Source organism: Planctomycetota bacterium (assembly GCA_035384565.1).
GTDB lineage: Bacteria > Planctomycetota > PUPC01 > DSUN01 > DSUN01 > DAOOIT01.
Genome location: DAOOIT010000088.1, coordinates 1 through 19,649, shown reverse-complemented (window position 1 = coordinate 19,649; position 19,649 = coordinate 1). Strand labels below are relative to the sequence as shown.

8 protein-coding genes are annotated in these 19,649 nt (G+C 69.8%); 6 read left to right on the top strand and 2 right to left on the bottom strand.

Annotated features, from left to right (window positions below; translation table 11 throughout):
* The first annotated feature begins 83 nt into the window (after nucleotides 1-83).
* Both PLE19_21425 and PLE19_21420 read left to right on the top strand, forming a co-directional pair.
* Nucleotides 84-3,584 carry a protein kinase gene (locus tag PLE19_21425; protein ID HPD17506.1) on the top strand — a complete coding sequence of 1,167 codons (3,501 nt, stop codon included), beginning with the start codon at nucleotides 84-86 and terminating at the stop codon, nucleotides 3,582-3,584.
* A gap of 121 nt (nucleotides 3,585-3,705) precedes the next feature.
* Nucleotides 3,706-5,460, top strand: coding sequence for a glycoside hydrolase family 2 TIM barrel-domain containing protein (locus tag PLE19_21420; GenBank protein HPD17505.1), 1,755 nt, complete (start codon nucleotides 3,706-3,708; stop codon nucleotides 5,458-5,460).
* 350 nt (nucleotides 5,461-5,810) lie between these two features.
* On the opposite strand, the gene PLE19_21415 is transcribed toward PLE19_21420, so the two are convergent.
* On the bottom strand, nucleotides 5,811-6,869 hold the full coding sequence (locus tag PLE19_21415; GenBank protein HPD17504.1) for a hypothetical protein: 1,059 nt from the start codon (nucleotides 6,867-6,869) through the stop codon (nucleotides 5,811-5,813).
* Between the two features lie 183 nt (nucleotides 6,870-7,052).
* Between PLE19_21415 and PLE19_21410 the strand changes: the two genes are divergently transcribed.
* The 3 genes from PLE19_21410 (at nucleotide 7,053) to PLE19_21400 (ending at nucleotide 15,038) form a co-directional block, all read left to right on the top strand.
* The gene (locus PLE19_21410) at nucleotides 7,053-11,120 is read left to right on the top strand and encodes a hypothetical protein (protein ID HPD17503.1); all 4,068 of its coding nucleotides are present in this window, start codon (nucleotides 7,053-7,055) and stop codon (nucleotides 11,118-11,120) included.
* Nucleotides 11,121-11,192: 72 nt separating this feature from the next.
* Entirely contained in the window at nucleotides 11,193-13,211 is a 2,019-nt protein-coding gene (locus PLE19_21405; protein HPD17502.1) for a hypothetical protein, read from the top strand.
* A gap of 174 nt (nucleotides 13,212-13,385) precedes the next feature.
* Complete coding sequence (locus tag PLE19_21400) at nucleotides 13,386-15,038, top strand: glycosyltransferase family 39 protein (protein ID HPD17501.1); 1,653 nt, start codon at nucleotides 13,386-13,388, stop codon at nucleotides 15,036-15,038.
* A 12-nt stretch (nucleotides 15,039-15,050) separates the two neighbouring features.
* Here PLE19_21400 and hisD read toward each other — a convergent pair whose 3' ends face one another.
* Nucleotides 15,051-16,340 carry a histidinol dehydrogenase gene (hisD, locus tag PLE19_21395; protein HPD17500.1) on the bottom strand — a complete coding sequence of 430 codons (1,290 nt, stop codon included), beginning with the start codon at nucleotides 16,338-16,340 and terminating at the stop codon, nucleotides 15,051-15,053.
* Between the two features lie 587 nt (nucleotides 16,341-16,927).
* Between hisD and PLE19_21390 the strand changes: the two genes are divergently transcribed.
* Complete coding sequence (locus PLE19_21390; protein HPD17499.1) at nucleotides 16,928-19,573, top strand: hypothetical protein; 2,646 nt, start codon at nucleotides 16,928-16,930, stop codon at nucleotides 19,571-19,573.
* The last annotated feature ends 76 nt before the right edge of the window (nucleotides 19,574-19,649 follow it).

The following is a 19,649-nucleotide window of genomic DNA, read 5'->3' as shown; positions in this document are numbered from 1 at the left end:
CGGCCAGAATCGCGGGCGTCGCAGTCCCACGCGGATTCTTGGACAGGCTCCTAGCAGTGCACCGGGCGGGCGGAGGCCTCGCATTGGTCAGCATCAAGTGCCCGCGCTGCGGGAAAGTGCTGAACGCCCCCGACGGCACGACGGCGGGCCAGGGGCGGTGTCCGCATTGCGGCGGCCGGGTGGACCTGGCGAAGGCCGAGCGGGTGGGCCTCCAGCCGGGCGACGTGGTCGGGGGCTGTCGCGTGGAGAGCCTCGTCGGCCGCGGCGGCATGGCGGCCGTGTACCGCGCCACGCAGCTCTCGCTCGACCGCCCCGTGGCCCTCAAAGTGCTGGCCGAGCGTCTCGCGCACCGCCCGTCGTTCGTCGAGCGGTTCGACCGCGAGGCCACGGCCCTGGCCCAGCTCTCCCACGCCAACATCGTGAACATCCTCGACAAGGGCGTCGAGGGCGGCACCTACTTCCTCGTGATGGAGTTCGTGAGCGGCGAGAGCCTGCGCGACCGCCTCCGGCGCGAGGGCAAGCTGCCGCTCCACGAGGCGCTGCGCATCTTCCACCAGGCCGCCGCGGGCCTGGAATACGCGCACGGCCAGAAGGTGCTGCACCGCGACATCAAGCCCGAGAACATCCTTTTGACGCCCTCGGGCGAGGCGAAGCTGGCCGACTTCGGCATCGCGCGCATCACGGGCGACGACGCAGCGGCCCCGCAGCGGCTCACGATGGCCCAGACCCGCATGGGCACGGCGCACTACATGGCCCCCGAACAGGTGCGCGACGCCGGCAGCGCGGACCACCGCGCCGACATCTACGCCCTCGGCGTGACGTTGTACGAGATGCTCACGGGCGAACTGCCCATCGGCCACTACAAGCGGGCCAGCCAGCTCGCCGACGGCGTGCCCGTGACGGTGGACAAGGTGATCGCCACGGCCCTCGCCGCGTCGCCCGACGAGCGTTTCGGCAGCGTGGCCGAGTTCCACGCGGCGCTTCAGGCCGCCGTCGCGCCCGGCGCCCTGGCGCACGCGCACGAGCGGCACCCCGCGCGGCGGGCGCGGCACGCTCCGAGCCCCCAGGTGCTGGCCGCGGCCATTGTGCTGCTCCTCGTGGGCATCGGGGCCGCGATCGTGCTGCTCGGCTCGCGGCGGCCCAGCGAGCGCCCCGTTGCCCAGCCGCCCCCGCAGGCGCCCAGGGCCAACGAGGCCGAGAAGCGCGAGGACCGGGCCGGCGAACTGCTCGCCCTGGCGTCGCGGCGGGCCGCGCTGGGCAAGTGGAGCGAGGCGAAGGACCTGCTCAGAGAGCTTGAGGCCGATTACGCGGGCACCGCCTTCTACGCCGAGAACAAGGCCGACATCACCGAACTCCTCCAGCACACCGAGGCGATGCTCGCCCCCAAGCCGCCCCCGAAGGCCGCAAAGGCGCCCGAGGCCGAGCCCCTCGTGCCCGAGCCGCCAAAGGCCGAGCCGCCCTCCCAGCCGACCCCCAGCGTGAAGGCCGAGCCCGAGCCGAAGGCACCACCCAAGCAGGGCACCCCCGCGGAGGCCAAGGACGGCACGCTTTTCGACGGCGCCAGCCTGGCCGGCTGGCGGATCGTGGACCCGACCTCGGAGGGCCGCAAAGGCCCCAGCGTGTCGCTCGCGAACGGCCGCCTGGAGATTGACGGTGGCAAGAAGGTCGCGGGCATCGTCTGGACGCGCGAGACTCCGCGCGAGGGCTATGAGCTCACCGCCGAAGTGATGCGGGTGCAGGGGCAGGGCGCCTTCGCCACGCTCGCGTTCCCCGTGGGCGATACGGCGTGCGCACTCATCCTCGGCGGCAACACGGGAAGCGGCCTCGACACCGTGGACGGCCAGTCGCTGCCCCGCAACGAGACGCGCCGCGACGCATCGTTCGAGAATGACCGCTGGTACAAGGCCAGCGTGCGGGTCACGGCTACCCGCATCGAGGCGAAGGTGGATGGCAAGACTCTGCTCGAGATTCCCCGAGCGGGGCACGAGTTCGCCTTGCCCGAGTGGGCGGCCGAGTTCGCCCCGCTGGGCGTGCTCTCGTGGCGGGCGGTCGCGGCGGTGCGCAGCGTGCATCTGCGGCGGCTCGTGTTCGCCCCGCCTCGCGTGGTCAAGGCCGAACCCAGCCGGGCCGAGGAGCTGCTGGCCGGCATCCGGCCGCTGTGGGCGAAGCGGAGCTACGACGCGGCCCTCGAGGCCGCCCGGGCCGGCCTGGCCGCGGCCGGCGACGGCGAGAGCCGCCAGCGCGCGCAGGCGGTCGTTCGGGCCGCGGAGCTTCTGCCGCGCCTCTGGGCGCTCGTGGCGGCCGGCGCCGAGGCCATGGCCGGCAAGCCCTTCACCGCCAGAGGCGGAGTCACGGGCAAGATACAGGGCGTCAAGGGCGACTCCCTCTGGCTCAGCATCGGCGCCGCGGCCACGGGCAGCAAGCTCGCCACTCTGGAAGCCACCAGCCTGTTTGCGCTCGCGCGGGCGGGCCTGAAGCCCGAGGATGCCGACGGCCACCTCGTCCTCGCCCTCTTCGCGGCCTTCGACGCCGAGCCGGACCTGCCGCTCGCCCACAAGGAGCTGGCCGCCGCCAAGGCGGCCGGGGCCGACGCCGCCGACCTGGCCGCCCTCATTGACCTGTCGGGCATGCCCGCCTTCCGGCGGGCCATCGCCGCCGCCCGCCAGAAGTGCGAGGCGGCCGACTACAAGGCGGCCCGCCAGCTCCTCACCGAGGCCCAGAAGCTCAAGCCCGACAGCCCCGACGCGGCCCGCGTGATCGAGAGCAGCCTCCAGGTGCTCCTCGGCCAGACCGTTGCCGCCTGTCGCGTGGCCGACTTCGCCCGCGCGGCCGAACTGCTCGGCTTCGCCCAGACCCTCGACGCGGGGCACCCCGATGTGGTGAAACTCGCCGACTGGCTCAAGGAGCACGGCAAGCCATACTTCGTCGAGAATTTCGATTCCCCCAAGCTCGACCGTTGGGACGTCGAGAGCGGCACCTGGCGCGTCCTCGGCGGGCGCCTCACCTGCAAGGCGCTCCGCCGCGACCTCGGCCAGATCTTCATGCAGTCCGCCGCCCCTCAGGGCACCCGCGATTTCCTCCTGACGTTCGACACCGGCAACTCGTCCGACGCGCGCTCGTTCCGCTTCGGCGCCGTCTTTCGCGAGCAGGCGCGCGGCGAGGGCGGCGGCCACTTCCTCTACTGCCTCCTCAGCGGAACCCACAGCCTGCTCTGTGTCGGCGGAGCCACCGGCTACTCGCTCATGCCCACAGGCTCCGTCGCCGGCGTGAAGTTCCGCTACACCCGCCAGGAGCCGCTCTACCTCGGCGGCCAGCGGTTCCCCGTAGACGTCGGCAAGCTCTATCGCGTCGCCGTGCGCTGCCTCGGGAATACCTTCGAGTGCTACGTCAACGAGCAGCTCGTCGCCGACGGGGTGACGGGAGCCGCGGCCTCGGGCCGCATCGGCTTCCTCGTCGAAGGCGGCGAGTGCGTCTTCGACAACGTGCGCCTCTACGTTCCCGCCCCCCTGCCCGAACTCGCCCTCCTCGGCGGCGAAGTCGAGCTCACCGACCCCGAAGACCCTCAGGAAAAGGCCAAGCCGTGATCCCCGACTGCGAAACGCGGATTTCGGATTGCGGAATTCGGCCAGGCGGCGAGCCCCGGTGCGTTGGTCCGTTCAATCCGCAATCCGGATTCCCCAGTCCGCAACTCCCAGGAGCCCCCGAATGACCGCCCACCCCGGCGACCTGCCCCGCCCCGAACACCCGCGGCCCGACTTCCAGCGCGACGAATGGCTGAACCTCAACGGCGTCTGGCAGTTCGAGGTGGACGACGCCGGCGACGGCGAGTCCCGCGGCCTCATCACGGGCCGCGACCTCGCCCAGACCATCCTCGTGCCCTTCTGCCCCGAGAGCCGGCTCTCCGGCATCGGCCGCACCGACTTCATGGAGCACGTGTGGTATCGCCGCACCTTCCAGGTGCCCGCCTCCAAGCGCGGCAAACGCCTGCTCCTGCACTTCGGCGCCGTGGACTGGCACGCCCGCGCCTGGGTGAACGGAGCGTTCGTGGGCGAGCATCGCGGCGGCTACTCGCCCTTCACCTTCGACATCACCCGCGCCGCGCGGCCGGGCGACAACGAGCTCGTGCTCCACGTCACCGACCGCACCCGCTCCGGCCTCCAAGCCACCGGCAAGCAGAGCCACAAGCCCGAAAGCCACGGCTGCCATTACACCCGCACCACCGGCATCTGGCAGACCGTCTGGCTCGAGGCCGTGGGCGAAACCTGCCTCCGCGACCTCGCCCTCTACCCCGACCTCGACACAGGCCGCGTGTTCTTCAACGCCCACGTGGACGGCCCGACCGACGGCGTCGAAGTCCGCCTCACCGCCACCCTCGACGACGAGATCATCGGCGAGGAAGCCGTCGGCGCCGCCTGGCGCTCCACCCTCGGCGTCCTCGAACTCTCCGAAATCAACCCCTGGTTCCCCGGCGAACCCGCCCTCTACGACCTCCTCATCGAGATCGAGAGGGACGGCGAGCCGATTGACACCGTGCGCTCCTACTTCGGCCTGCGCAAGCTGGCCCTCGACGGCCACCGCTTCCTCATCAACGGCCGGCCCGTCTTCCAGCGCCTCGTGCTCGACCAGGGCTTCTACCCCGACGGCATCTACACCGCGCCCACCGACGAGGCCCTGCGCCGCGACATCGAAATCTCCATGGCCGCCGGCTTCAACGGCGCGCGCCTCCACCAGAAGGTCTTCGAGCCCCGCTTCCTCTACTGGGCCGACCGCCTCGGCTACCTCGCCTGGGGCGAATACGCCGACTGGGGCCTCAACCGCGAATCCCACGAGGCCCTCGCCCACGCCCTCCACGAGTGGCGCTCCGTGGTCGTCCGCGACCGCAACCACCCCTCGATCGTCGGCTGGTGCCCCCTCAACGAGACCCGCAAGGACGAATGCCACGCCTCCGCCCAGCGCCTCTTCGCCGTCACACAAACCCTCGACCCCACGCGACCCTTCCTCGACACCAGCGGCTACGTGCACCTCTACCCCGAGACCGACATCTACGACTGCCACGACTACTGCCAGAAGCCCGCCGAGTTCGCCCAGCGCTTCGCCGACCCCGCCGTCACCAGCAGGACCCCCTGGAGCAACAACCAGGAGGACCCGCGCAGCGCCTATCGCGGCCAGCCCTACTTCGTCAGCGAATACGGCGGCATCCGCTTCGAGACCGGCCGCGACGTGGGCCAGGGCTGGGGCTACGGCGGCGAAACCATCTCGATGGAGCAGTTCTTCGAGCGCTACAAAGCCCTCACCGATGTCCTCCTCGACAACCCCCACATGTTCGGCTTCTGCTACACCCAACTCACCGATGTCGAGCAGGAGCAGAACGGCATCGTCTTCTACGACCGCCAACTCAAGTACGATCTGGCCCGCCTCCGGGCGATCAACACCCGGCAGGCGGCCTACGAGAAGGAATAGGCAGGGCTCATCGGGGCTCAGCCCTCTTGGTGGGGCAGCGGCCTTGGAGGGGCGCTCCGACGCCGGTGGTTCCACCACCTAAACTTATATGCTGCAAAGCCTTACGCTCTCCTGGCCTCCCCAGCCACATACTTGCTCATCCCCCAGATGAGCAGGAATGGCCAGAGCCGCGAGAATCGCCAATTCTCGCCCATCTACCCATGCTGAATCACTTCCTCCCTTTCAGGACTGATATAGCATGGGCGTAGCACTTCAGCCGAATGAACAGGAAAGCCGGTTCCCCGTAACCCCCGCCGGAAAGAGAGCGGATAGGCGCGACCGCGCGCCCTCGCCTGCGTCCCTGCGCACGTCTACCTCTCTCTGGGCTCCGGGAGGGGCATCGGCTCGATCGGGATGGGGCGGGGAGGGGGCAGGATGCGGTAGCCTGGCGTGGCGTGTAAGTGTAGAACGGCGTTACGGTTGAGAAGAGCGGACCCCTCGATGCCGTTGCCGCTGAACGCGAGCGACGAGCCGGCCCCGGGGGTGCCCTGGTTGCGGAAGCGTGCGGCGTAGGTTCGGGCCATGAAGTCGCGGGCGTCTTCCTGACGCAAGTCGGGTGGGCGGACGCGGTCGAAGCGTCCGACGCAGTCGAAGGCGTAGGAGTCGAGGAGCTTGCCGCGTAAACTGTTGAAGAGACGAGGGTTGCAGAAGGCATCAGCGCCGACGATCTGGCCTCCCTGGGCGACGACGAAGCCGACGATGCGCGGGCGCCACAGGCGGCGGAAGGCGTCGTGGTAGGCGCCCAGCTCGCGCGAGACCGCCGGGCTGCCGGCTACGGCCTCAAAGTCCTTGGTGGCTGACTCGACGCGGAAGCGGTGCTGGTCGGCCTCGACCTGACCCCAGACCTCGGCCTGCGGTGCGGCGGCCATGGCCTTCTGGCGCAGGGCGTAGTTGGACAGGAACTTGCCGCCGCTGAACCTGTCCTCGCCGCGCCAGCGGCCCTGCTCGACGCAGTAGGTGGGCACGGTGACGCGCATGTCGGGGGCGAGGAGCACGTCCTCGCGGACCATGCGGTTCTGTTTGCCGCCGCCGATGACCTCGCCCGCCATGACGAACACCCAGTCGCGGCGGGAGAGATTCTCCATCGTCACGCGCTCGACCACCCCGGTGTCGAGGACCCGGAGGATGCCGTGGCGGAGGGCGTCGTCGAGAGTCAGATACTCCGCATCGTCCTCTGCCGCACGCAGTTCGAGCGCGAACAGCGTGAGGCCGCGGAAATGCTCGGGGGCGTGGACGAGCAGGCGGCCCAGGAACCGGGTTACCTCGTTGTCATCCTCGGGGGCGAACTCACGGGCGGTCGCAGGCGCGGCGGCCAATGCAAGAGCGAGGACGAGGAGCGTGGGAACACCGGACGCTGCTGGCCTATTCATTGGGCGCCTCCTGGGATGCCGCGGCGGGCGCAACTTCCCCACACCCCTTTAGACGCGCGAGGCGGAGAGTGGTTCTTGTAACGCCAACGTAACTTGGGCGGAAAGCAGTTGAATGGAGCGCGGCGGGCTGATAGGATGCTCGCATCGGATCGCTTCCTGCGCTCGGTGCCTGCGGGGTGCACGATGCCTCATCTGCGGTACGGCTGCATGTTCCTGGCGGCGCTTGGCTTGTGCGCTGTCGGCGGCGAGGGGCCGCGCGCGGGCGAAGCGGAGCGCGAGGCGCTGGTCCGGGAACTGATCGCGCGGTCGCGGCTCCTCGAAGATGCGCACTTCCGGGTCGCCCGGCCCGTGTGGGAGCAGTACGTCCGCGAGACGGTCGAGCCGCCGAGGCGGGTCCCGCCTGTCCCGGTGATCGCGGTGGAGGGCGTCTACGCGCTCACCGTGCCGGCCGACCGCAAGCCGCTTCTGGAGGTCACGTTGCGGCTTCAGGTGCTCGACGCCGAGCGCTGCTCGAACGTGCCGGCGCTGACGTCGGCGCTGGCGTGGGACGAGGTGCTCGTGGGTGGCCGGCCGGCCACGCTGGCGACCCAGGGGGCCTGGCTGTGCTACACACCCGCGCAGGCGGGTGAACACGTGGTCTCGGCGCGGATCGCCCTCAGAGAGTCAACGGCCTCGGGCCGCTCGCTCACCCTGTCCATCCCGCGCAGCGTGGCGACGCGCGTGCGATTCGAATCGCCCGACCCCTGGGAACTGACTGTCGCGCCCGACTCCGGCGAAGCGCAGGGCCAGTCGAGGAATGCGGCGGCGGGAGAGCGCATTCCGCTCACGCTGCGGGGCGAGGCGGGGAGGGGCACGCATGGCCAGCTCGCGCTCACGCCGCGGTCGCGCCTGAGTCTGGCGTACGGCCCGCCGCTGCCGGTGACCGACCGGCCACCGCGCTATGCCTTGAAGGGCAACGTCGCGTGGAACCTCGACGCCGCGGTGCAGCAGGTGGTGGCGGACCTCGACGTGGCGATCATCGGCGGGGTGAGCGACCGCCTGGAGCTTTCGCTGCCGCCCGCGGCCGAGCGCCTGGCAATCACCGGCCCCGACGTCCGCGAGACGCAGGTGGCGGGGGGCCGGGCCGTGGTGTTCCTGCGGGGCAAGGTGCGCGAGCGCACGCGCCTGCGCGTGGCCTGCGAGATGGCGTTGGCGAAGGAGGCGACCCAGCGACTCGGCGAACTGGCGATCACCGATGGCCACTGGGCTGGCGGCACGCTGGTGGTCACGAGCACGGCCGGCGCCACCGAAGTGCTCGCGGGAACGCTGAGCGGCCTGCGCCAGATCGCGCTGGGCGACATCCCGGCCTCGGCCCGCGCCCTGCTGGCGGGCGCGCCGGCCATCGCCTGCCAGATCACCGCGCGGGCCTGGTCCGCCCAGGCCGAACTGCTCAACCTCGGCGAATTCGCTCTCCAGGAGTCCATCGCCGATCTCGCCCACTACGAGCTCACCTTCCGCCCCGACGGCGCACTCGTTTGCAGGGCGAGCTACGAGCTGCGCAACCGCACCCGCCAGTTCCTGCGCCTCGAACTGCCGCCCGGCGCGCTGGTGCTTCAGGCGCGGGTCAACGAGGAGTCGAAGGCCCTCACGGCGGCGCCCGACGCCCCGAACACGTATCTCGTGCCGCTCGTGCGCTCGCTCGCCAGCGTGAAGGGACTCGTGACATTCCCCGTGGACGTGGTGTTCCTGTGCCGCCTGGACGTTGTGGGCGGGACGTCCCCGTCCCGCGGTACGCGGCGTGAGGACACGCCGCCCACAATGCCGCGCCGCGGCGAGATCGCCCTGCCGCTGCCGCGCATTGACGTGCCCATCGCCTACGCCTGGTGCGAAACCTACCTGCCCGAAACGATGCGGGTCAAGCGCTGGGCCGGCCCGCTCCGACAGGTGGAGAAGTACTCGAACGAGACGGCCACCGCGAGCCTCGACTACGGCTTGGGCGTGGCCGCCGAAGGCTACCGCCCCAAGGCACGCCCGGTGCCGGCCGCAACAGAAGACCACGAGGTGGCCATCGAGGACATCCCTGTCTCGCCCGAGCCCGAGGAGAAGCCCGAGGAGCCAGGCAGGCGGAGGTCGAGGCTCGCCCTTCTGGGCTTCCTGGGCTCAGGCCTCGGGGGCAAACGGGAGACGGCGGCCCCCAAGCCGGCACCGCCCGCGAAAGAGCCCGTCTCTGAAGCCCCGCCCGCGAACCAGCCCTTCGCGCCGCCGCAGGGCCAAGCCCCGCCGCAGGCGCAGGAGATGCCAGCGACCATCAACGCCCCCGTGAAGGCATTGCTCTGGAAGAACTACTACCGCTCCGGGCGCGACTTCTACGACCGACAGGACTACGCGAACGCGCGAAAGAGTCTGGAACAAGTGCTCGCCCTCAACCCGAAGTCGTTCGAGGCCGAGAACGCGCGGAAGCTCCTCGAAAACATCAAGCTCACCACGGGCGAGGGCAAGGCGGCCGACGGCCCGAAGTCCCAGGCCGAGAAGGCGGCGGGCCTCCAGGTGAAGCGCGAGATTCAGGCCGAGCAGAGGGGCCTCGTCGAGGAGCAGCGCGAGTATCTCGAAAAGGGCCTCGCCGCCTCGCGCTCGGGGAACCTCCAGGATGCCAAGGCCAACCTCGAGGCCGCCGCGGCCCTCGGCCAACAGCTCGTGGAGCAGGGCGCGAGCGAGTCCGAGCAAGACGCCCGCCTGCGCCTCGCCCGCGAAGAACTGTCCAGAATCCGCGCGGGCGAAGTCCAGGAGGTCCAGAAATCCCTCAAGAAGGTCCAGGAACTCAAGGGCAAGGGGCGCTATGACGAGGCACTGAGGGAAGCCAAACAGATCCAGCAACAGACCGATCTCGGCGGCGTGGCGCTTCAGCGCGAAATCACGTCGCTCGCCCTCGAGGCCGTGAAGCAGAAGGCCGAGGAGCTCGACGGGCGGCGTCTCCGCGGGCGCGAGCAGCCCGACGGCCTGACGAAGACGGTCGAGGATCGAGCGGTGCGTCTGACCCCTCCGCCGAAGCCCGAGCCGCCCGGCCCGGGCCGCTCGACAACGCCTGAGACGCCGTCGCGGCGGCCCGACAAGCCGGCGGTGCGGGCCTACGACGTGAGCGACCTGACGCTGGACATCAACAAGCTCCGGAGCCGCCAGCAGGCGTTGGCGGCCGATGCGGGCTATTCGACTCGCGGCGGCGGAGGGCAGGAGATGGCCCAGGAGTTCTTCGGCGGCGACGAGGAAGACAAGGGCGAGCCGCTGACGGGCGAGAAGCTCGTTGATTTCATCAAGAAGAGCATCGCGCCCGGCACGTGGGAGACCGAGGGCGAGAAGAAGCCGCAAGACGTGGACGGCGACGATTACGCGGTGACCTACCGAAACGGCAGGATCGAGGTGCGGCACACGCCTGAGGGGCACAAACGGATCGAGGCTCTTGTCTCGGAACTCCGCCGCGCCCGCGGCGCGCAGGTGGAGTGGGGCCGCCGGATCGCCACCCAGCAGGCAAGAGGCCTCGGAAAGAAGCCGTTGGAGGAGCAGTTCTTCGGCGGGGATGATGAGACGGACGAACTGCTGCGCGACAGGCGATTCCAGACCTTCGTGACGCGCAACTACGGCTGGGCCTTGACCTCGCCCCGCGGTGAGACGGCGGTGGAGGACTCAGGCGTCGTGCGAAGCGGCGGCGCCGCGCTCTTCGACGACTTCGCGGAGAAGCTGGCGATCAACAGGGCGCAGAAGGTGCAGGTGAACGGCATCAACCTGAACTGCACGCCCGACGAGGCGAACGGCCTGGGCATCAGCTTCACCGTCGGCAGCAACGGCGTGTCGTTCGCCGTGGTGGACGAGGCGCAGCTTCGCACCCTGCTGGAACTCGACGCGGCGAAGAAGCGGGGCCGCGTGGCGGCGAACCCCAACGCTCAGGAGACCATCGTAGGCACCGATGCCTGGCTCCCCAACGGCATGACGTGCAACGTGCGCTTCGCCGGCGAGGTCGGCAATACCCTCGATGTGAACGGCAACCCCATTGACCTGCTGCATCAGCAGTATCTCGTCATCAACAACGGCGGCTACCTCACCGCCGTGCAGGCGAACCCGATGCAGCACTGGACCGAGCCGAGGAACCCGTTCCCGTTCGTGGTGACGGCGCAGGAGATTGCCGTGCCGCGTGCGGGGCGGCTGGTGAAGTTCGAGAAGACCCTCGTCGAGCCGGGCGATGAGCTGGTGCTGAGGGCGAGCTACCGCTATTCCCGGTAGGCGTGCATCCATGCACGCACAAACAGAAGATGGTGTGCAGGTATGCACACCCTACCTGAAAGGAGGCCAACAATGCGGCGAATGGCGATGGTAGCAATGGCGGCCGCGGTGGCCGTGCTGGCGGCGTCGGCGCTGGAGGCGGGCGAGCCGGCCGCAGCCCCTTCGCGCGAGAAGGGCGAGGTGACGCTGAGCTGGGACCAGTTCGTGAAGATCACGGGCTACGACCCGGCCGGCGGGGGCGGCGGCATCCTCACCATCCCCTGGGCCGAGGTCCAGAACCTTCTCGGCGTGAAGGTCGAGAAGATGGGCCAGGCCGCCACGGTGGACCTGCCGTGGACCGAGTTCAAGGCCCTGCTCGAGTGGTCCATCCAGCAGAGGGCCGGCAAGGCCGCCACGCCGCCGCCGACCGACTACGTCGTCTCGTCGTGCCAGTTCACGGGCGACCTGACGGACGACGGGGCGACGCTCACGCTCAAGCTCAAGGCCGACATCCTCCGGGAGAGGGCGTGGACCCGCATCCCCGTCCTGCCCGGCACTGTGGCGATCACCAGGAGCACCCTGCCGGCCGGCGTGTTCCTGAACAGCAGCGGCCAGGCCTATGAAATCCTCACCGACAAGACGGGCACGGTGGACGTCGCGGTCGAGTTCTCGGTCGCCGTGGAGAAGGACGCGGGGATCAACCGCGTGACGTTCCAGCGCGTGACCCCGGGCGCGAGCATCCTCGACCTGGTGGTGGCGCGCGAGAACGTGGACGTGAGGGTGGCGGGCGCCCAGTCGCAGCTTGTCAAAACGGCGGCGGGCAAGACGCAGGTGGCCGCGGCCATCGCCAGCGGGGTGCCGCTCACGGTCACGTGGGAGCGCGCGCTGCCCAAGGCCGAGGCCGTGCCGCCCAAGCTCTACGCCGAGACGAACACCATGGTCGCCGTCGCCGAAGGCGTGCTGCTGTGCCAGGAGACCGTGAACTACAACATCCTGCACACGCCGGTGCGCGAACTGAAGCTCAAGGTGCCCTCCGACACCAGCATCCTCACCGTGACCGGCGCGAACTTGCAGGACTGGCGGGTCGCCGCCCCGGGCGAACTGACGGTGGTGTTCCGCGGCGAGGTGATCGGCGCCCAGCAGCTCACCGTCAGCTTCGAGCGGGCGGTGAAGGACAGCGTGGAAGCGCCCGTCATCCGCACGGTCGGAGTCGAGCGCGAGAAGGGCTTCATCGGCGTGGTGGCGGTCACCAACGTCGAGATCACGAGCGACAAGGTGGAAGGCGCCCGACCGGTGGACGTGCGGCAGCTCCCGTCCGAACTGGTGGCCATGACCAAGCAGCCGATCCTGCTCGGCTTCCGCTACGTGGGCGACACCTTCACCATTCCGCTCACGGTCAAGCGGCACGACGAGGTGGGCGTGCTGGTGACCATCGTGGACAGCGCGCTCTTCACCGGCATGCAGCTCAACGACGGGCGGCGGATCACCAAAGTGGTCTACAGCGTGCGCAACAACCGCAACCAGTTCCTCCGCCTCAAGATGCCCGAGGGCGCCACGATCTGGTCGGCCGAAGTCAGCGGCAACACGGCCACGCCGGCGAGAGACGACAAGGGCAACGTCCTCATCCCGCTCATCCGCAGCGCCAGCGGCGCGCAGGAGCTGGCCTCGTTCCCGGTGGACATCGTGTACGTGGAGGCCCCGGCCACGGCGGCGCCCAAGAGGGGCAGCCTGCGCGTTGACCTCCCACAGATGGACGCGCCGACGATGCACGTGATGTACAACTACTACCTGCCGATCGAGGGGCACTACCGCACGTGGCTGCTCGGCAAGAGCACGTTTGCCGGGCCGCTGCGCGAGGTCGAGAAGTTCGCCGCGCTGGCCACCGGGCCCGAGCGCATTGTGGTGCCGCACGACGCCCAACAGCAGGCGCAGCAGATGGAAGAGCAGGTCCAGGCGCGCGTCGAGCAAGAGGCCAAGGCAGCCGGGGCCGAGCCGATCCGCGTGCGGCTGCCGATCAACGGCAAGCTCTTCCAGCTCGAGAAGATCCTCAGCCTGCCGAGCGACGAACTGTGGTTCGAAGTGACCTACCGCGGCTGGGAGCCCGCGAAGTGACGGAAGGCCCTATGGGCAGCGGGCAGAAGCCCCTGACTCGGGGATGCGGCCCCGGGCAGGGGCTTCTCCGTCAAGGCGAGCCACCGGCAGCCCCCCGCTTGTCCGGGCGCCGGGCGTGTGATACAATCTGAGCAATTGAGGCGTGCGCGCATCCTTCTTGGCAGAGAGCACGGAATGACCCGATGGTGGCTGCTGGTTGCCGGGCTGTCGGCACTCTACCTGGTGGGCGGGATTCAGCGTGACTTCTGGTACCCCGACGAGCCCGACATGGCGCAGATCACGCAGCACATGATCGCCTCGGGCGATGCCCTGCGGCTGTTCCTCTACGGGCGCGAGTTCCCCGACTATCCGCCGCTGTTCTTCTGGCTCACCTCGGCGGCGGGAGTCTTGGGCGGCCAGAGCGAGTGGGTTCTGCGGCTGCCCACCATGCTGTCGGCCATCGGCCTGCTCATTGTGACCGGCGTGTGGACACAGCGGCGCCTGGGGCCGCGCGTGGCCTGTTGGACCGTGGCCGTGCTGGGCACGGCCTACTACTTCGTGTGGCAGGCCGTGAACATGCACCTCGACATGCCGTTCGCCTTCCTTATCGGGTCAGCGATCATCGTCTACGACCTGGCGCGCACGGCGTCGTGCGCGCGGGACCGGGCGGTCGGCTGGGTGGGCACCGCGTTGCTGATGGGCGTGGCGTCGCTGGTCAAAGGCCCTGCCGGCATCGTGCTGCCGGCGGGGGTGCTGGGCCTGGACCACCTGGTCCGCCGCGAGTGGCGGGGAGCCGTCCGCGTGACGGCGCTGGCCGCGGCGGGCTCCTGCCTGTTCGTGGCATGGGCGGTCGCCTATGCACAGGCCGCCGGCGCGTCGAACCTGCTCTACTTCATCTTCAAGCAGAACGTGGGCCGATTCCTCACCGGCCACTTGCACCTGCGGCCGCCCTACTACTACTTCATTAACATCTGGGACAGCCTCGCCCCGTGGGCGCTGTTCCTGCCGTTGGGCCTCGTGGCCGCGTGGCGTGAGGCGCGGCGAAACGCCGACCGGCCCCTCGGCCTTGCATTCCTGTGGTTCGCGCTCATCTTCGTGTTCTTCACCATCTCACGCTCGAAGCGGCAGGTCTACATTCTGCCGCTGTATCCCATGGCCGCGGTGTTGATTGGGTACGCCATCACCCGACTGCTGGATGCCCCCTGGCGTGAGCGGCGTCTGTCGTGGCGGCTGGTGCTGTGGCCCACCGTGGCGGGCGTGCTGGCAGCGGGGCTCGCGGGGCTGTGCGTCCTGCCGTTTGCGGGGTCCCGTTTGGGCGACTACCGCGACCTGATGGCGCCCGGCCTGGTGGCCGCCGCAATGTTGGCGGCGGTTGGAGCATACGCCGCTGTGCGCCTGCGCAAGCGCCAGCCCGCGCCCGCCCTCGCCGCCGTGGCCGTGGGCATGGGCCTCACGTACCTGGTCGCTCTCGCCTGGGCGCTGCCGCTGATGGACGACCCGCTGTCGGCCAAGGCCGACGGCGCCTGGCTCGATCAGGAGACCCGCCAGGAGGCAGGGGAGGTGGTGGCGACGATCCAGCTCGACGGCGGGGCGCTCAAGGAGGCATCGGCCCTGTCGTTCTACGGGCGGGTGCCGATCGTGACGCTGGCCTCGGCGGAGGACGTCCACGCCTACCTGCGCCGCCAGCCCAACGGCCTGGTGCTCGTGGAGGGCGAGCCGGACCGGGTGCTGGCCGCCCTGGGCGAGTTCGAGGCGACTATCGAGCGCCGCTGCCAGGTGGGCGGCGACGTGGTGGTAGCCATGCGCCTGAGGCCGAAGAAGGGCCACGCCGGCGCCCCGCCGGGCTGAGCGCCCGAAGACCTATCCCTCGAACCGCTCGCGGATGGTCTGCGCGTGCACCGGCAGGCCCTCGGCCTCGGCCAGGGCGATGACGGCATCGCGCAGGTGCGCCAGGCCCTCGCGCGTGAGGTACTGGAAGGTGGGCTTCTTGAGGAAGTCGTCTATGCTCAGGCCGCTGAACATCTTGGCGCACTGGCCCGTGGGCAGCACGTGGTTGGTGCCGCTGGCGTAGTCGCCCGCCGGCACGGGCGCATACGGGCCGAGGAAGATGCTGCCCGCGTGCTGGATGCGGGGCAGGAGCGAGATCGGGTCGGCGGTCACCACCTCCAGGTGCTCCGCCGCGTAGTCGTTGGTGAACGCGATCGCCTCGTCCATCGAGTCGGCCACGAGCACGGCCGAGTTGTCTTCGAGGGCCTTGGCCACGATCTCCTTGCGGGGCACGGTGTCCAGCGCCCGGTTGATCTCGTCGCACACGGCCTGGGCGAAGCGGGCCGAGGGGGTCACGAGGGCCGCCGCCGCGTCTGGGTCGTGCTCGACCTGCGAGATGAAGTCAATGGCCATCCAACGGGGGTTGGCCGAGTCGTCGGCCAGGATGAGGATTTCGCTGGGGCCGGCGGGCGAATCAATGTCCACCTCGCCGAAGACGGCCATCTTGGCGGCGGTGACGTAGCGGTTGCCGGGTCCGACGATCTTGCTGACCTTGGGCACGGTGGCGGTGCCGTAGGCCATGGCGCCCACGGCCCAGGGGCCGCCGATCTTGAACATCTGCTGCACGCCCGAGAGGTCGGCGGCCACGAGGCTCACCTCGTTGGCCGTCATGCCCTCGCCGGGCGGGGTGCAGGCCACGATGCGCGGCACGCCCGCGGCTTTGGCGGGGATGACGGTCATGAGCACGCTGGACGGATAGGCCGCGCGGCCGCCCGGCACGTAGCAGCCGGCGATCTCCATCGGCCGCACCACGCGGCCCGCCAGGATGCCCGGGGCAATCTCGATGCTCCACATTTCGCGCTCGCGCTGCGCGAGGTGGAACTTCTCGATGTTCGCCGCTGCGAACCGCAGCTTGGCGACGATATCGGGGCTCACCTTGCGGTAGGCCGCCTCGATCTCGTCGCGGGTCACGACGAAGTCGGCCGGCGTGATGCCCTGCTTGTACTTCGCATAGTGCTCCAGGATCACGGCATCGCCGCGCTTGGCGATGTCCACGCAGATCGCCCGCATGTCGGCGAAGATGGCCGAGACGTCCTCCATCGAGCGCTTCAGGATGGCGGTGCGGCGATCGGGCGAGAGGTCTCTCAGGCGTTCGGGCTTCACGGGCCTCTCCTTGGCAGAATGGGGCAGGCTCTGTGCACAGATGCCTGCCCCGCGGCTGTCCCGGGCATGGTCACCTCACAACGGCCATTGTACCAGGGCCGCCCTGCGCGGTCAAGAAAGGGGGTGTGGGCCGGAATTGCAGACGGGGTTGTTCTCTCCGGAGCCTGAAGACCTCGCGTGGGGGCGCACACCTTCCTCTTCTCGCCCCTACGCTCCGCGTGGGGGCGGAGATGTGGACGCCCCGGCGTCCCTTCTTTCAGGAAGGCGAAGAGGGCCGCAGAGCGGCCAAGAGCGCGTCCCCACGCGGAGCGTAGGGACGAGGAAGAGGTGCGGAGCGTAGGGACGAGGAAGAGGTGCGGAGCGTAGGGACAAGGAAGCAACCCCCTGGGTTCAGCAGGATTCACGGGTTCAGCCCCGAAAGGGCGAGATAGGGCCGGCCTCCTCCGCTCGCCTTCGGTCCTCGATCCGGCGACTCGGGCCACGGCGGCGGACGTCGTGACGCCAGTGCTTGACACTCTCGTTCTCGCTGGGTACCATCAGGCCCGGGAGCCCGGTGCCGCGTGCCAATCTGAAGAGGAAGCCCTCGGATGAGTCGAGTGATCTCGTGGACGTGCCTGGCGGGTGCCGTGTCAGTTCTCGCCCTGGCGATGGCGTCGGCGGGGGAGGTCGGGTTCGCGACCAGACCGACCGCCGCCCGGGACGGGGCGGGTGTGAGAATCTCCTTCTCGGTCTCCGCGCCGACCGACTCGGAGGTGGCTGTGCTGGATGGCGGGGGAGGCGTGGCCCGTCACCTCGCTGCCGGCCTCCTGGGCGCGAACGCGCCTGAGCCATTCAAGCCGGGCTCGTTGTCCCAGGAACTGTTGTGGGACGGGAAGGACGACGGCGGCAGGCCCGCGGCCGGCGGCCCCTTCAAGGTGCGGGTGCGCCTGGGCCTCCAGCCGAGGCTGGACGGGATCCTCGGGAGGAACGACAACACCCTCAGCGGCGAGATCTGCGCGCTGACGGCCAGCCCGAGCGGCGAACTCTTCGTCCTGCTGGCGGATCCCTTCCGCGGCCGTGCGGAGTTGCGCGTGCTCGACCGTCGAGGCAAGTACCTGCGCACCATCATGCCGTACGCGGCGAACACTGCCGAGGCGCGCACCGAGCCCGTGGGCCACGTGAAGATTGATGGCCGGCGCCAGCCGCTGGTCTTCAACGGGCAGGCCCACAGCCTCTATCCGCTGGTGGCCGGGATCCGCGGCCAGACGATGGCCTGGCACCCGGACGGCTATCTGCTGGCGGCGAGCGCCATTGGCTCGATGTGCAACCACGGCCCCGCGCGCCACCTGCTCGCCTTCCATCCGGACGGGGGCGCCCCCGAGAAGACCGGCTTCGTGGGGCCGCGGATCCGCAAGGCTCGCGGCTTCCTGGGCGGCGCCGGCGAAGGCTATGCCATCGGCATGGACCGCCTGGCCGTCAGCCCCGACGGGCAGTGGATCTACCTCGTGCAGGACATGAGACGGGCCTACTTCGAGAAAGGCGAGCGGCACCACGGCGTCTACAGGCTCCGGTGGACCGACCAGGAGCTTGGCGAGCCCTGGCTCGGGCGCAAGGAGCCGGGCGCCGGCGACGACGAGTTCAACGATCCCCAGGGCCTGGCCTTCGACGCCGAGGGGCGACTGTACGTGTGCGACCGAGGGAACAACCGGGTCAAGGTGCACTCGCAGGACGGCAAGCGGCTGGGCGCGTTCCCCGCGCCCTCGCCCGAGCAGATTGCGGTGGGCCCGGGCGGCGAACTCTACCTCCTCTGCCGCAAGGGCGCGCGCTCCTATGACCTCATGACGGCCAAGGACGCCGACCCCGTCACCAGCCGCATCCTCAAGCTCGCGCCCTGGAAGGGCGAGGCCCCGCGGGAGCTGGCGCGGCTGGAGTTCGAGGTCAAGAAGCGCGCCGCCGAGTTCATGGCCCTCGACGCCTCGGCCACCCCGCCCCGCCTGTGGGTGTCGCTGTACACAGGCTATGGCCGCCCCAACGACCTTGTGCCGATCACCGACGAAGGCGCGAGACTGAGCATCGGCGAGCCGGTCGGGGAGGCGGGCGGGCTGCACTGGCCCAGCTTCCTTGCCGCCGACCCACCGCGCAAGCGCGTCATCGTCGGCGAGCATGGGACGGGGCACGCGCTCATTGACCTCACGACGGGCAAGGCCAGCCGCTTCCGCCTGCCAGGGAACGACCTCGCAGTGGACCGCGAGGGCAACATCTACCTGATGGGCGGCTACGGCTCGAATGCCCTGGTGCGCGTGGACCCGCAGGGCAAGCCGCTGCCGTTCCCGGCCACCGGCACGAACAAGCTGGCCGTCAAGTTCCGGGGCTACGGCCCCGACATGGGGCTGCGCGGCCACTGCATCGCCCCCAACGGCGACCTCTACGTGCGCCGCTCGCCCGACCATGCGTGCGTGGCCACCGTGGACGTCTGGGGGCCCGACGGCACGCTCAAGAAGGCCGCTCTGATCAACGGGGCGGGCAGCGGCGACTCCGGCATCGGCGTGGATAACCGCGGCAACGTGTACCTGGGCATGAACCTCAAGCCCGCCGCGGAGCCCATCCCAGCCGACTTCGCCAAGGCGGTGCCGGCTCTCGCCTGGAGCTACTACCGCAAGGCCGACCGCCAACCGCCCTGGAGCTACCTGTACGCCAACCCGTACCTCTTCCACCTGGGGGCGATCTTCAAGTTCGGTCCCGAGGGCGGCCGGATCTACGGGAACTTCAGCCCCAAGGCCCCCTTCATTGACGAGAGCCTGGCGCTGCCCAACGCCCCAGCCGATGCGGTGTCCTACAAGTCGGGCTACCTCGCCTGGGATGTGAAGGTGGTGGGGGCTAAGTGGCGCTACCCGGGCATCGGGATCATCCCGCATTCCTTCGACGGATTCACGGGCGACGACGGCTGCGAGTGCCTGCAATCGCAACTGGACGCTGACCCCTACGGCCGGGTCTACGCGCCGAGCGCCTTCTACTCGTCGGTGGAGATGGTGGACGCTGCCGGCAACCGGCTGGCGCGCATCGGGGCGTACGGGAATGCCGACTCCGCCGGCCCGGGGAGCCGTGTGCCGGAGCCCGAGATCGCCTTCGCCTGGCCCACCGAGTGCGACTACGCAGAGGCGGATGGGCGGCTCTACGTGTCGGACAGCGTCAACCGCCGGGTGCTGGTCGTGCGATTCGACGCGACAGCGGCTGAGACCTGCGACATCCAGTAAGCCCCTTTAGGGGTCTGGCGGCCTAGCACTACAACGCTAGAACAGGGCCAAAGTTTCCGAGGATTCCTTCGACTGT

What these genes read in the sequence shown, in the direction of transcription:
- PLE19_21420 (HPD17505.1), top strand. Translation starts at nt 3,706, where the DNA reads ATGACCGCCCACCCCGGCGACCTGCCCCGCCCCGAACACCCGCGGCCC.
- PLE19_21415 (HPD17504.1), bottom strand. Translation starts at nt 6,869, where the DNA reads ATGAATAGGCCAGCAGCGTCCGGTGTTCCCACGCTCCTCGTCCTCGCT.
- PLE19_21410 (HPD17503.1), top strand. Translation starts at nt 7,053, where the DNA reads ATGCCTCATCTGCGGTACGGCTGCATGTTCCTGGCGGCGCTTGGCTTG.
- PLE19_21405 (HPD17502.1), top strand. Translation starts at nt 11,193, where the DNA reads ATGCGGCGAATGGCGATGGTAGCAATGGCGGCCGCGGTGGCCGTGCTG.
- PLE19_21400 (HPD17501.1), top strand. Translation starts at nt 13,386, where the DNA reads ATGACCCGATGGTGGCTGCTGGTTGCCGGGCTGTCGGCACTCTACCTG.
- PLE19_21390 (HPD17499.1), top strand. Translation starts at nt 16,928, where the DNA reads ATGAGTCGAGTGATCTCGTGGACGTGCCTGGCGGGTGCCGTGTCAGTT.